The 13676-nt window shown below is 57.4% G+C and carries 14 protein-coding genes, 1 tRNA gene and 1 pseudogene; all 16 read right to left on the reverse strand.

Annotated elements, in window-relative coordinates; genetic code table 11:
- Window positions 1-3 precede the first annotated feature (3 nt).
- Window positions 4-1032: a tyrosine-type recombinase/integrase gene (locus AC0V6Z_RS14550; protein ID WP_472639138.1), complete on the reverse strand. Its 1029-nt coding sequence runs from the start codon at window positions 1030-1032 to the stop codon at window positions 4-6.
- Entirely contained in the window at window positions 983-1183 is a 201-nt protein-coding gene (locus tag AC0V6Z_RS14555; RefSeq protein WP_486176503.1) for a hypothetical protein, read from the reverse strand. The genes AC0V6Z_RS14550 and AC0V6Z_RS14555 overlap by 50 nt, the downstream gene beginning before the upstream one ends.
- The gene (locus tag AC0V6Z_RS14560) at window positions 1180-2334 is read right to left on the reverse strand and encodes a phage portal protein (protein ID WP_472639139.1); all 1155 of its coding nucleotides are present in this window, start codon (window positions 2332-2334) and stop codon (window positions 1180-1182) included. The genes AC0V6Z_RS14555 and AC0V6Z_RS14560 overlap by 4 nt, the downstream gene beginning before the upstream one ends.
- Window positions 2325-2882 carry an HK97 family phage prohead protease gene (locus AC0V6Z_RS14565; protein ID WP_472639140.1) on the reverse strand — a complete coding sequence of 186 codons (558 nt, stop codon included), beginning with the start codon at window positions 2880-2882 and terminating at the stop codon, window positions 2325-2327. The genes AC0V6Z_RS14560 and AC0V6Z_RS14565 overlap by 10 nt, the downstream gene beginning before the upstream one ends.
- Window positions 2882-4108: a phage major capsid protein gene (locus tag AC0V6Z_RS14570; protein ID WP_472639141.1), complete on the reverse strand. Its 1227-nt coding sequence runs from the start codon at window positions 4106-4108 to the stop codon at window positions 2882-2884. The genes AC0V6Z_RS14565 and AC0V6Z_RS14570 overlap by 1 nt, the downstream gene beginning before the upstream one ends.
- Before the next feature lie 169 nt (window positions 4109-4277).
- A complete protein-coding gene (locus AC0V6Z_RS14575) occupies window positions 4278-4859 on the reverse strand; it encodes a MerR family transcriptional regulator (RefSeq protein WP_472639142.1) in 582 nt (193 codons plus the stop codon).
- 324 nt (window positions 4860-5183) lie between these two features.
- Window positions 5184-6773: a terminase large subunit gene (locus AC0V6Z_RS14580; RefSeq protein WP_472639143.1), complete on the reverse strand. Its 1590-nt coding sequence runs from the start codon at window positions 6771-6773 to the stop codon at window positions 5184-5186.
- A gap of 73 nt (window positions 6774-6846) precedes the next feature.
- Window positions 6847-7329 carry an HNH endonuclease signature motif containing protein gene (locus tag AC0V6Z_RS14585; RefSeq protein ID WP_472639144.1) on the reverse strand — a complete coding sequence of 161 codons (483 nt, stop codon included), beginning with the start codon at window positions 7327-7329 and terminating at the stop codon, window positions 6847-6849.
- Window positions 7274-8161, reverse strand: coding sequence for a DnaA N-terminal domain-containing protein (locus AC0V6Z_RS14590; protein WP_472639145.1), 888 nt, complete (start codon window positions 8159-8161; stop codon window positions 7274-7276). The genes AC0V6Z_RS14585 and AC0V6Z_RS14590 overlap by 56 nt, the downstream gene beginning before the upstream one ends.
- A 112-nt stretch (window positions 8162-8273) precedes the next feature.
- Window positions 8274-8350 (reverse strand) — tRNA-Met (locus AC0V6Z_RS14595).
- Window positions 8351-8473: 123 nt separating this feature from the next.
- Window positions 8474-8992, reverse strand: coding sequence for a 2'-5' RNA ligase family protein (locus AC0V6Z_RS14600; RefSeq protein WP_472639146.1), 519 nt, complete (start codon window positions 8990-8992; stop codon window positions 8474-8476).
- A gap of 67 nt (window positions 8993-9059) precedes the next feature.
- Entirely contained in the window at window positions 9060-10028 is a 969-nt protein-coding gene (gene mltG / locus AC0V6Z_RS14605) for an endolytic transglycosylase MltG (protein WP_472639147.1), read from the reverse strand.
- A gap of 5 nt (window positions 10029-10033) precedes the next feature.
- A pseudogene (gene fabF, locus AC0V6Z_RS14610) lies at window positions 10034-11294 on the reverse strand (beta-ketoacyl-ACP synthase II).
- A gap of 131 nt (window positions 11295-11425) precedes the next feature.
- A complete protein-coding gene (locus tag AC0V6Z_RS14615) occupies window positions 11426-11662 on the reverse strand; it encodes an acyl carrier protein (protein WP_472639148.1) in 237 nt (78 codons plus the stop codon).
- Window positions 11663-11768: 106 nt separating this feature from the next.
- Window positions 11769-12554, reverse strand: a complete 786-nt coding sequence (locus AC0V6Z_RS14620) for a hypothetical protein (RefSeq protein WP_472639149.1) — start codon at window positions 12552-12554, stop codon at window positions 11769-11771.
- 77 nt (window positions 12555-12631) lie between these two features.
- Complete coding sequence (locus AC0V6Z_RS14625) at window positions 12632-13636, reverse strand: tetratricopeptide repeat protein (RefSeq protein ID WP_472639150.1); 1005 nt, start codon at window positions 13634-13636, stop codon at window positions 12632-12634.
- Between the last annotated feature and the right edge of the window lie 40 nt (window positions 13637-13676).

Below are 13676 nucleotides of genomic sequence, written 5' to 3' on the forward strand. Positions count from 1 at the left end.
CGCTCACGCGCTCAACCGATCAACTAGACTAACGATCACGCGGGCCTCGTCTACGTAACGCGCGCGCACTTCAGCGATGCGCTGCGAAGTCCACCCAACAATCCGCGCGATCTCATCATCTGTGAGACCTTTGGTCGCTAGCCAGGTCACGTAAGTGCCGCGCAGATCATGGATTGTCCGATCAAAACCGTCAGGTTTGCTCCGCTGAAAGACTGTCCCCAACCCGCTCTCCGTCCACGGCTTCCCCCGGCTATTGCGCAGCAACGTACCCTCAGAATGGTCGATAGCATTAAGGAATGCGCGAAGCTCGGGAACCACGGGGATAACCGCCCTCCCCTTGCGCTTCCTGGTAGTCAGGATGATCGCCTTATCAGAGACTTGCGACCAATCGAGCCGCACAAGATCGCCAAGACGAAGGCCTGTCATGCTGGCAAGCCGCAGGGCTTGCATAAGGTGTTCAGGCGCATCGGCCAGCGCCTCCCAATGGCGAGGTTCCCAAATCTTGTCAGACTTGTCTGCGCTGTGAAGCTGATTGATGCCCGCCGCGACATTCATCGTCAGCATGGCGTTCTCGACAGCCCAGCCCAGCAAGGTTGCCATCATCACGGTTGCCTTGTCGGCGGTTCTCGGCTGTCCTCGCCACTTGTCACGCCATTCGATGATCTCCCGGCGCATCCGCCTGTCCTCGAAAGCGGCAATTGGCGCTGCGCCGAACTGATCGTCAATTCGGTCCAGGACACGGTTGTAATCGCGCCGAGTGCTGTTGGCCAGACGCTCAAACTCAGGCGAGGCACGATAGGCGACAATAACAGCCTTGAAGGTATCGCTTGGGGCACCGCCGCTGGCTTGCTCACGCGCTGCGAGCGCCTGTGCAAGAATATCGGCTGTAATAACAGGCCGCGCGCCATCCTGACGATGAACGCATGGTCCGCCACGCCAAGCATAGACGTTCCAGCGAACAATCCCGCTCGCCAGTCGCTTCTTAACGACGTGTAGGCCGGTCAGAATTCTGTTGCTTTGCCTTCCACGCATCAAATGCGCTCCCTTGTCCTTCGTTTTTCGGATAAACGGTGATGCCATCGCTTCGCAGGTCAACCGCCCCCGGTTCAACACCCAACTCGCGCAACAGCTCAATCGCGCTGCGGATTTCATTCTCTGGCAAGAGGCGGCGGCGAGCTGTCATTCGCTAGCTTCCGTTGTCTTGCGGGGGTTCCAGCCCTCGACATGGCGCACTTCGTCTGGGTCCAGAACTTTCGTCTCGATTGCGATCTTGTGAGCGTCCCAGCGTGTCTTCGGATCACCGCGCAGGAAGCCTGACAGATCGAATTCGAGTTCCAGGCCAGAATTGGAAGGGAAGACGCTGCGAGCGAATTCCGCCTCCAGCTTGCGCGCCCAAGGAGCAAGCGTGAACTGGGCAAACCAACGTCCGGCCGTCTCCGAATTGGTGAAGGTGTTATGGCTGTAGTCCTGGACCAGCGGCGGCGGCACTTGAAACAGGCGACAGATTTCTTCGATCCCGAACTTGCGGCTTTCGAGTAGTTCGGCGTCCTCTGGCGAGATAGTCGCCGTTGTCCAGGTAAGGCCCGCGTCCAAGATCAACACGCGTCCGACGTTCTGCGCGCCGGTATGGCGCTTCGTGAAGGCTTGCTGCAACGCTGCCTTGTCCTCTGGCGACATTTTCCCCGGATGCGAGAGAACGCCCGACGGATAGCCGCCCCGATCAAGGAAGCTCTTGGCGAACGTGTTGGCCGCAGCAACGCTGGCGACCGTCTCGCTTGCACGCGACAGCCGCGAACGCCCGATCAGGCCGTCGTCGGTTCGATCCCGCAAGTGAATGACTTCGCCTTCCAATAGGCGTCTGGAACGGCCCCTGTCCCACGGATCGGTTACGTCATAGGCAAGGCGTCCACTCGCCAGATATTCGACCGACACGCGCGACCAGGGAATGAATTCTAGGCCGGTGACTTGTCCGCGCCCATTGTGTTTGATTTCCGCGAGGCCGTTCCCGGTTAGCAGCGTCGATGCAACGATGTGTTCGACGAATTCAGGCCACGTCATTTGCGTGTTCACGCCCTGGCGCGTCAGCTTGGCGAGCGGATGGTTTTCAGCTTCAATCCTCTCCCCACTGGTATCGCGGCGATAGACCAGCGCAGGAATGTAGGCGAGCGCGGAACTGATTGCGGACGTGCAGGCATAGACCGCCGAGATATTCTCGGAAGCCCTTGCGTTCACAGTGGCAGGCACCCCCAGCCCCGTTGATATGGCGTTCCAACTCGGATCGGCTTCCCGGCGTTCGAAGCCAAGGCGATTGGCGATGGTATCGATCAAGCGCATGATTGCATCTCCGCAATCGTTATTGCCCGACGGCGCGCCGAAAGCCCGCTTACTGCCTCTTTCGAGCGAAGCGCAATGCTTGTGTCAGGATAGGCCGGGAAGGCACTGACAACCGAGATTTCGCGCAAGTCGATAGCGCGAAGGCTACGGCGATTGCCCGCCCAGCTTTCACCGCCATCCGGGACTAGGAAGCCAAACGACATTCCGCCAAGGTCATTGCGTTCGGCGAGCGTCAGAATATCGCGCCCCGCCTGAGTGTCAGGAAGGTCTAGCGAGAACGCCAAGCCACGGTTGTCTTCCGATAAGCGAAGCGTACCGGACTTTGTTCGACCGAGAACGCGCCCAGGATCGTGATCCATAAGTGCGAGAACATCGCCAGCGAGTGATGCGCGGAACGCGCCCGGTTCAATCGTTTCCACGATCTCGCCAAGACGCGCTTCGCTGCCAAAGGTTGCGGCATAGCCCTCTAATCGCCGCTGGTTAGCCAGCGCCCGAATTTCAGGAAACGCTCGCCTTTCGATGGCGATGGAAGGGTTTGCCGCTGTCATTATGCCATCCCCACGCTTGCCGCATCGACGCCGGTTGCAGCGACGAAGGCGAGAGGGTGACGGACTGCAATGTCGCAGGTGGCCATTGCGCGGATGCTGATATTGCCCTTCGAATAGGCGGTGCTTTCGAACGGATTGACCAGAATATCCAGCTCGCTCCACAGGCCGATCAGGAGTTCGGACCAATCGCCATAGATGTGGGCATGATCGTCACCGTCACCCAGATCAGTTGGAACCTGGTTGGAAAACGTAACCGCTTCATCATGGAAGATCGGGGCGATACCGAGGGGCTTGTTATCCATGTCCTTTTGCAGCGATGCGATCTTCTTGATCGTGTTGCTGGCAAGGAATGCGCGCTGCGCTTCGGCGACATTGGCAACGTCACACTTCGCGATCATTTCGGCGTTCGTGGTGAACAGATCGGTTGTGTAGACTTGGGTTCCGATCCCAGCGGTTGCCAGAATGCCATCCGGTTCATTTGTACCCCCGCCCTGGATAGCCGCCGCATCGATTGCGAGCGCCACGTTGCGCGCCAGCATGGAGCGCAAGAGCATTTCGACATCAGGGCTTCCTTGCATCAGCATATTGCGGCTGAATTCAGACAGCGCGCCAACATGCTTTGGCGACATGGTAACGTTATCGAAGTTGGCATCATCGCTGGAAAGCGCGCTGTTCTCAGCAACCCATCCCACGGCGGGACTGTTCGTCTCACGCGGAATGGAGACATTTCCACTTAGGCCAGTGAGCGGGCGAGCGCCCAGCGCACGAACAACGGACGAAGCGACAAGCGCGTTAATGTAGAGTTCTGGGCGATGATCGTTCGGGACCAATTCCCCGCCGGTCGCAGTTGTAAGAACGCGTTTTTCAAACAGTTCGGTAGGGACGAAAACGCCTTCCGGTGACTTACCAGCGCGCTTCGCCAATTCGACCTGCATTTCGCGCTCAAAGCCCCAATCAACTCCGGGCAGTCCAGCGGCCCCGGCAATCGCGCGAGACAGGCTGAACTTAGACCGGATTTCAGTTTCAAGAACGCTGTCACCGGAAAGCGGTTTACCCCGCTCTTGTCGTTCGGCTTCTTCGATCACGCGGGCGCGGTCGATCTGGACTGTTAGCGCCTTGAACTCGGCTTGCGCCGTGTCGAATGCTGCACCACCCGTTTCCTCGCTATCTTTCATTGTGTCGAGCGCAGCGGCGCGGCGTTCGAGCAGTTCACTCAGTTTGGTCATGCTATTGCCTTTCTATCAGGCCGGGGGAGAACATCCCCCGGCACGGAGATTGCCGACAGTCTCGCGACGTTGGCCGATGGTTTTGTTGTGTTGCTCTTGCGGGTGCTGAAGCGGATGCTGCGCCGCTCGCCCCGCCCGCAAGAGCATTGTAGAGGGTGGACAGAGTCCCTCATTTCTTCGGGGCCGAAGAACTGGTGATTTGATCGCTGCCATAAGCGCTTTCGATCAATTGACCGGGGTTGAAGCCGAGCTTTTTGACAGTGTTGTCGAAGATGTAGTCGACGCAGAGAATTGCGACACCGTCACCAAACTCTTGCATGATCGCTTCAAGCAAACCTTGGTCAGAAGCTGGGTCCCAGCGATAAACTCGGGACTTCTCTCCGACGACGCAAACGAGTGTCCGTTCGCCATTCCGATTATCGAATGGAAGACCAGTGCGACGTCTAGAAGGATCAATCTGCACCTCGCCATACCCGGCGACTGCCGCCCCCATGTGCGCGAAGTGGGCCGACGCTTGCATTGCTCCGGCGATTGGCACTCCCATTTCGGTAAAAGCCTTGGCCAGCGCAATTTCGAGAACTGTTCGGAACGAGAACTTGCGATGCTTTCCAGGCGTCCCGCCTCCCTCAATCGGATTGCTGGCGTGGCCAAGTAGCAGGTCGCGCTTGAGCCAGCTCTGAAGTGTGTGGTTTGACACTCCAGTGGCGTTGATGACCTCGCCCGTTGAAAACGTCTTCGTGAGTATATCCATAGGTGGCTCCTAATTAGCGTTTGCCAACTTAAAGCATAACAGTAATAAATTGGCAAATGCCAATTTGATCATCGTCGGGTCAGTCCTTCAGGACAGGCCCGAATTTTGCTTCATATGCTGCAATGAACTCCCGCCCCTTGTCAGATGCTATGTAGCATTCGCCTTCCCATCCCGGCGGAGTGCCAAACCGGACAAGTCCCAGCGTAGCTAGCTTTCGAATGAAAGGCTCACCCACGCGAGACGCCCTGTCGTAAATGTGACGCCATTCCGTGCGACAATATTTTAGCGCATGGCATTGCTTCTCTGAAATCATAGCTGTTCCTTTCAAACCCACGATATGCCGCTCCCCTGATAGGTGTTCTCGCCTTCGTTACGGCTCGCCAGACCGCAAGCCATGATGAGCGCCACCATCGGGTCGATCCGGTCAATCGACCTGTTCTTGCTCGGCTTCCGCGCGCCAGCGGGGTCCGTTTCGTAAATCATATTGCCCGCGCACCATCGCAGAAGCGGGTGCATCCCATGCTGTAGGTTCCTGTCCAGCATGGCGATTTCGAAAGCATCGACCGCCGGACCCATGTCCCGAAAGCCTTGTCCAATTTCGACAAGGGGAAGGTCGATCCCTTCGCGGTTCAGCACAGTGCGGAACTCGGCAATGCCCCAGCGGTCAAACGCAATTCCGCGAACGTCGTATTTGCTCGCGATTTCGCCCAGCGTTGCGGCGATGAACTGTTTGTCGATAGCGCGTCCAGGCGTCGGAGTTATGTAGCCTTGTTTCGCCCAAGTCCGGTAGGGAACGCGGTCCGTTTCCTCTCGCTCGCCGAGGTTCTCTTTCGGACACCATGCGAAGCTAAGGACCGCCCCTTCGTCCTCTGGAAAGTAAAGAACAAGAGCGGACAGATCGCGAGTGCTGGAAAGGTCCAGTCCGCCGTAGCAAGGACGCCCAGCGAGCGCCGCAACGTCTACCGGCGCGCCGCAAGCCTCCCATTCCACCGGATTGATCGCTTTTGGTTCCGCATCGACCCGCTGGTTCAAATACAGGTTGCGGAACGCAGGTTCGAACGTCGGCATTCGCTTCGCGCGCCGCGCTTCCTCTGCCAGTTCCTTTTCCGAACGGAACTTGCCAAGCGCGGGATTGGCGAGCGCCCAGTTCCTCGGATCGAACGGATCAGCGTCATCGGGAACAGCATAGACCGCGCCGTGGAAACTACTGTCCTGGATTTCGCCTGATGTGATCCGGGTCGTGTAGTCCACCATTTCCGACATTACGTTTTCGGCGTGAGGCGATTGTGTGCCGATCACAAGCATCAGCGGCTCACGCCTCTTACCTAACGACGTGCGCAGAACGTCGAACAGTTCGCGCCGCTTCCACTGGGCAAGTTCGTCACAGATGACAAAAGACGACGCCAGACCGTGAACCGAGCCGCCGTCGCTCGCCAGCGCGCGGAAGATCGAGCCTGACATGCTGTCTTCGATCCGCTTGTGAAAGCGCTGCAAATTGAGCCGTGCAGCCATCCACGGCATTTCTAGGATGATCGCTTCCATTTCTGAAAAGATCAGTGCTGACTGGTCGCGGGTCGCGGCGGCGCTGTAGCACTCCCCGCGCTGTTCACTTTCCGGACCGATTAGGTGAGCAAGGCAAAGCGCGGCGCAAAGGACGGTCTTCCCGTTCCCGCGCGCCACGCTCAAAAGACCTGTTCTTACAGCCCGCTCGCCGTTTGCGTCATCCTGATAAATGCCTTCGATCCAGTCCCGCTGAAACTGGTCGAGCCGGATGTTCTCACCAACGCCAAACCCCTTCGTGATCGGAAGACTCTCAATGAATGCGATTACCCGATCAGAGCGGGAAAGCCCTTCCACTTCCCACGGATGCACAACCACCTTCAACTTAGGTTCTAGCGGCGTAAGCAGATCCACAGCAGCGAGCGCTTCAGCCTTTCTTGCGACCGCTAGTTGCTTGGATGCTCCTGGACCTCTTGCACCCATTCTATCAACTCCGGTGCCGACGGCTCTGAAGCCGATTGGAAACTAACTCAAAATTTGTGTCCCCCATTGGTCTACACTCGCCAGCTATGAGCGATTTTCTCCGCGTCTTGTCAGGGCTTTGCGGGCTAGAATGCCACGGATGAGACGGATCGATCGGACTGCCATCGGGGTTGCATCCCTTGCGAGGCTTGCTGGTTCGCACTGCACCCGCCTCAACGCCCCTGGCTGTCTTCGCAGAGTGGCAGGAAGCGCAATAGCTGGCGAGTTCGTCAATCTGCGGGAACGGATCACCGCCTTGGTTGACGGGTGTACGGTGATCGACCGTATTGGCAGGCTTCACAATTCCCATTGCAGTGCACCCTTCGCAAAGCGGCGCTGAAGCGAGTTTCAAGCGGCGAAGGCGCTGCCAAGTGGTCGTGTTGTAGGGCCAATCAGCCATGCTGCTCAGCCTCCACTTCCACCCGGCTGACATGCTGCCCAAACGCATTGCGAGCCGCGCCGATCAGCTTGGGTTGGAAGCGCTGTTCGATCCAGTCGCGCTGAAACTCGCTCCGAACGATCACCCTGACACAATCGCCCTCGCCCAGAAACGCCGCATGGGCCAGCCAAGGGACGTAGATCGTTTCGCTAAGGCACTTGCGCATCGCATTGTGCATGGCTTGCGAGAGTTCGTTCTCGCTCGCCTTGGCTTGCACTGGACGCTCCGGACGAACGGGTTTCGGTGTCGAGAATGTGCTAGCCGACTTGCGACGGCGGCGCGTTCGCTTCTCTGGATTTCTTTCCAGCTTTCGAAGCATTTTGCCGGTATCTGTCCAGTTTCGACCGGACACACCTTTCCAGTATTCGTCACCCTCATCCCTGCCCTCACTCGCCGGTTGCTTGGGGGGATAGGGGGTAATGGGTTTTGATAAGGGTTTGGGTAAAGCTGCTTGACCGGTGGGGATCACGCTCGTTGACCGGTCAACCTCTTTTACCGGTGAAGAACGCTTACGGCTTTCCGCCTTGTCAGCTCGCTTTTGTTCGTATCCAACAGGCGGCATTGCGAACAGTGCATCCACGTTGATCGCATATTCGACCGTATGCCCAGTGTCGCAGCGCCTCTGCCCGATCTCGAACAGCAAGCCATCGCCAATCAATCCCTTGATGGTGTTGATGACAGTTTGCTTCGAGAGGTCGAGTTCATCGGCCATCGTTTGCTTGGAAGCATAGATGCCGCGTCCGTCATCGCTGGCCTTGTCGGCCATGAGCACCATCATGGCTTTGCGCGTTCCCGAACCGAGCGAGCGTTTGTAGGTTGTCGAGATGAGATGATTGCTCATGCCTGACCTCGATTGGACAGAATGAGAACGCCAATCGGGCGCGACAAATTGCAACACGGTTTACAGCCTAGTGTAAACCGCCCAATCGCCAGATCGCTAAGTGATTGAAATATGGTAGCGGAGGAGGGACTTGAACCCCCGACACGCGGATTATGATTCCGCTGCTCTAACCAGCTGAGCTACTCCGCCAGAACCAAAGTCTGGCTGGTCTCAAGGGCGTTTTCGCCCGGACCGCAGGCGGCGCGTTTAGGCGGGGGCAGAGCCTGGGTCAACACCTGTTTGACACTGTTTACGCTCGAACCGGCACTCTAGCTAGCGGCGCGGCGCCCTGCGAAAGGCCGCGCGCTTTATGAAAGTCCACGGCCCGCCTTCATACAAGTGCAATTCGAGCGCGGGAAAAGCGAAGCTGCGCGGCTCAATCTCCAACGCCAGGGCTGCTTGCAATGCCCGCGCCTCCTCTTTCGTGACCTTGTTTTGGACCGTGATATGCGGACGCGGCTCGTACAAATCCTGATCCGTGAGGCTACCATGGAAATGATCAGCAATTTCTGCACGAAGGCTAAGCAATTGCGGGCTCTCAAGGGCGATGGCTGTCCCCTTCCCCAGATCCATCACCCCGGTAACGCGGCCTTCGAGTGGCGAATATTCCGCTGCGATGCGCGGCAAGTAACTTTTTAGCTCCTCCAGCAAGGAAGGCGCAAAGGAGTGGAACATGGTGACATGCGCATGCAAGTGATTGCGATGGGTGGGATAATGCTCTCGCCGCAATCCTTCGGCCCAGGAAGCGATCTCAGGCGGCAAAGCGGCGGTGACGATAAACGGACGGGCCATGGTCTAAGTCGCCTCCTGAGACGTCTCGCTGGGCCCGACAATTGTCTCAAGCCCCAACGCCTCGCTGCTACATCTCACCGCGTTCGCGGCGGATCGCATACCATTTCTCAACATTGGCGTTGTGCTCGGCCAGGGTCTCGGCAAACCAATGGCCTCCGGTTCCGTCCGCCACCATGAATAACGCGCTCGTCTGGTCCGGGTTGAGCACGGCAGCGATGCTTTCCCGGCCCGGATTGGTGATCGGCCCCACCGGCAATCCGACACGCGTGTAAGTGTTGTAGCCATTTACAGCCGCAATCTCAGACTGACGGATACGTCGGCCCAGTGGTTTACCTTTGGTGATCGGATAGATGATCGTTGGATCTGCTTGCAGTAACATCCCCGTCTCGACCCTGTTGGAATAGAGGCCAGCGATCTTACGGCGTTCGGACGCTTTACCGGTTTCTTTCTCAACGATGGCGGCAAGGATCAGCGCCTCTCGCATAGTATCGACCGCTATATTGGGGCCGCGCTCCGCCCAGGCTTCCGCCAGGTAAAGATCCATCGCCGCTTGCATCCGCTCGACAACTTTTTGGCGGCTTTCCCCACGCTCAAAATCATAAGTGTCCGGCAAGATTGAACCCTCTACCGGAACTTCAATCTCACCTGTGAGCAGCTCTTCAGCCATCAGACGCTCGTGAACGAGGATAGAGGGCATACCTTCTGGAATAGTGACGAAGCGCCGGATCACATCTCCGCTTTGGAAGGTGGAAAGGATCTGGCCCTGCGTCATGCCGGGGTTGAGCATAAACTCACCCGCCTGAATTGGATCGCTGGAGCCAAACAACCGCGCGCGCATCACAAAACCATCAGAGGACGTGATATGCCCTTCGTCCTCAAGCTTTCGTGCAACCGAGCTGAGCGAAGCGCCTGGCGGAATGATGAAGCTGCTGTCGACCTTTACCGTGGCCGAGCCAAGATAAAGGCTGCCCGCATAAGCGCCCACCGCCAGCAACAGCGCGCAAATGAGGCCAGCGATCAGGCCGAGCCGCTTCATCTGCCTCAGTCGACCTTCTGCATGACGAGCGAGGCATTGGTGCCGCCAAAGCCGAAGCTGTTGTTGAGCACGGCACGGACTTCGCGCTTACGCGCGGTGAGTGGGACCAGATCGATCCCCTCTGTGCCATCATCCGGGTTCTGAAGGTTGAGCGTTGGTGGGACGATGCCGTCACGCATTGCGAGAACGCAGAAGACAGCCTCAACCGCGCCTGCACCGCCCAGCAAGTGTCCAATGGCTGATTTGGTAGAGCTCATCGAAGCCCCGCCCAGATCATCACCGAGCACGCGTTTCACCGCAGCAAGCTCAATCGTGTCCGCCATGGTCGATGTGCCGTGCGCGTTAACATAGTCGATATCGCCAGCAGACAGTCCAGCCTTCTTCAACGCCATGCGCATCGCCATCTCTGCACCCTTACCTTCTGGGTGAGGCGCCGTGACGTGATAAGCGTCGCCAGAGAGGCCATAACCGGTCACCTCGGCATAGATCTTTGCGCCGCGTGCCTTGGCGTGTTCGTATTCTTCGAGAACAACAACGCTAGGCACCCTCACCCATCACAAAGCCCTCGCGATCTTTGTCGTAAGGTCGGCTGGCCTCGGTCGGACGATCATTATAGCTGGTGTTCAGTGCACGCGCCTGAGCAAAGCCTGCAATGCCGAGCGGGTTCACGGTGCTTTCCGCGCCGCCTGCGAGCATAACATCCGCATCATCGAGCATGATCATGCGGGCGGCATCGCCAATTGAGTGCGCGCCAGTGGAGCAGGCCGTCACAACGGCGTGGTTGGGGCCCATAAAACCGTATTTGATCTGAACCTGACCGGTAACCAGATTGATCAAGCGGCCATGAACAAAGTGCGGGCTGACCCGGCCTGGGCCGCGCTCGTGCAGGTTAACGCTCTCTTTTTCGATGCCCGGAAGGCCGCCGATCCCGGCGCCTATCGAGCAACCTGTGCGCAATTTCAGCGCATCGTCCATGTCTTCCAGACCAGCGTCTTCTAGCGCCTGACCGGCGGCATCAATGCCGTAGACGATGAACGGATCAACCTGACGCTGAATTTTGCCATCAACGCGTTCGTCAGGATCGAACCCGTATTCGTGATCCTTGCCTTTGACCTCGCAGGCGATCTGACATTTCTGGTCAGAAGCATCAAAGCGGGTAATCGGCCCGGCGCCGCTCTTCCCAGCAATCAAATTCGCCCAAACGGTCTCGACATCTGCCCCCAGAGGCGTGACGAGGCCCAAACCGGTAACGACAACACGGCGCATTGCAGTCCTTTCGAGGCTCTTGGCCTTTCAAATACGCTACAGGCCCACGCCCACTTCGGGGCGCGGGCCTGTGATTTTGGCAAAGCTATGGAATGATCGGCGCGCGAATGCGAACCGTCAGCCTCAGCTGATTAGCCCTTATTGCCTTCGATATATTTGGTCGCATCACCAACGGTGGTGATTTTTTCGGCCGCATCGTCAGGGATTTCGACACCGAATTCTTCTTCGAAAGCCATTACCAATTCAACAATGTCGAGGCTGTCTGCGCCCAGATCGTCGATAAAGCTCGCATCTTGCGAAACCTTGTCGGCTTCTACGCCGAGGTGTTCGACAACAATTTTCTGCACGCGGTCGGCAGTATCGCTCATAATGTTCCCTCTTAATTTTGGGGTGTAAAACTCGCATTCGCCCTAATGAACGGCGCGCATGAGTGCAAGGGGGGAAGATTGCCCGTCCCAAGCGGTGATGGATGCATCAATCGAACAGCGCCCGGGTGTCGAGCAATTCAATATCGCGGCGCGCAGCCATGGACCGCGCAATCATATATTTGTGCCAACTTCCGAAAGTTACAAGGGCACGCAACCCTTTGCCGGTGATGGAATCAAGCGCTAAATTGATTAAGTCATTGTGAGCGCGGTTAATTTGCGTCCAACCGCCCGGTCCCAGATCGGCATCGAAATAACGTTGATAAGGCGTTTGGGCGCGCTCTACGATGGCATCATATTCCGCCGTGTGGATGAATTGTGGGTCATCGCCGCGCCCGGCCAGTTCCACCGAATACTGCCTGCGAGCGGCCAAATGCTCAGCCCATTGATCAGCTCGCGATGGATCATTTTCGATTGTTCTAAGCGCAGCGTTCCGATTATCGGCGATCTCCTGAGTCCAACCTGCGCCAGCGAGAATGTCAAAGTTCATCTCCCGGCTCAGCGGAAAGACGACATCGGTATATTCAGGGAAAACTTTGGTCCGCGGTTCCGTCACTGCGCCTGTTTCGACGAAACCAGCCTTCGCAGCCTCCAGCCGATCAGGCGGAATTTCCGTGATAATCACATCGGGTTTTGCCCGGAGTACCGCCTCGCGCAAAACATCGAGCGAATATTTGGTGCTGGTGCGGTGCCTTGAGTGGATCGCACCCAACACATACAGGCGTGTTTTGCCGGATGGTCTGGCTGGATTGGGGGCACAAGCACTCAATGGCAGCGAAGTCGATATCGCAGCGGCCAGAGAGCCAAAGACAGCGGAACGGCGCGTGAATGTCATAGCGTGTTATTCGTAGCTCATTGCGGCGCAGTTACAACGCGCAAAGGCTGACACGGGCAGCAACTAACCTGCGATCCCTATCCGCCGTCGGCTAGCGCCGTCTCTTCGGTAACCTCGCCTGCACCATCCACATCGGCATAACGCCGGTTTAGGATTTCGACACGCGCCGCAAGCTGATCCTCTGCGCGCATCCAGCCATCAACGCGGTCTACAGATTCCAGCGCCATCAGTTTTTGCGGTTCAACCGCCAATGCGCGCTGCAAAGTCTCAAGCGATAGCGCGAACTCACCATTGCGCTCGTGGCATATTGCAACGTTGAAAAGCACTGACACATGCTGTGGATTGCTCGCTTCCAACGACTTGAACGCATCGCAGGCCGCATCTTGATCACTTTTTGTCAGTTTGACCGCCTGCTTAAACGCCTTGCGATCCGCCTTTTCCAAGCCTTTGCGTCGTTCAAGAATTCGGTACTCCCGCTCAAGAAAGCGCGGCGCAAGAGCCGTTCTCACTCGCCATGCGAAGCCGGAGACGAGCGATTCCGACATTTCCGATATTGACGGAGGCGAACCCGTGTCTGCGCACACTTCTTTGCTGCGACTAATTTCATCACGAGCAGCATAGAGTATCGCGCCATCTCGCCCGATGATCTCAATATCAGGGTAGAACGACACTTCCGTGCGACTGCAATCGTAATAGGTCGTTTTATAGCGGATGCATTTTTTATCCTCGTCCTTTTTAGCGCATTTGCGCTCACCCTTCGGCTCTAACTCGATGACGGAGGACTCGATTCCAGCGCTGCCCTGAATGACGGCATCGACAGACGTGGCACCAATCGCGACCACTTCAAACCAGGTCTCATTTTGAGCGCGCGCTTTTTGCAACGCATCTTTGAGCTCAAACGCGAGCTGTGCCCCCTTGCTACCGCTCAGCGTATCGACCGAAATCGTTTCGATTTCGAGCCCAGCATCCGTGGACGCTGGCAGGTGCGCTCCAACTGTTAGCGTCTCAGCGTGCACAGACGTCGCGGCCAATGCGAGCCCAGCGCACAGTGCGCCAGCTCCTGTTGCATTTGTGAACTTCATGCCAATTCCCCCATTCTCGAAGGCACTGTATCGCGCATAA

This window comes from Erythrobacter sp. SN6-5 (assembly GCF_057364945.1).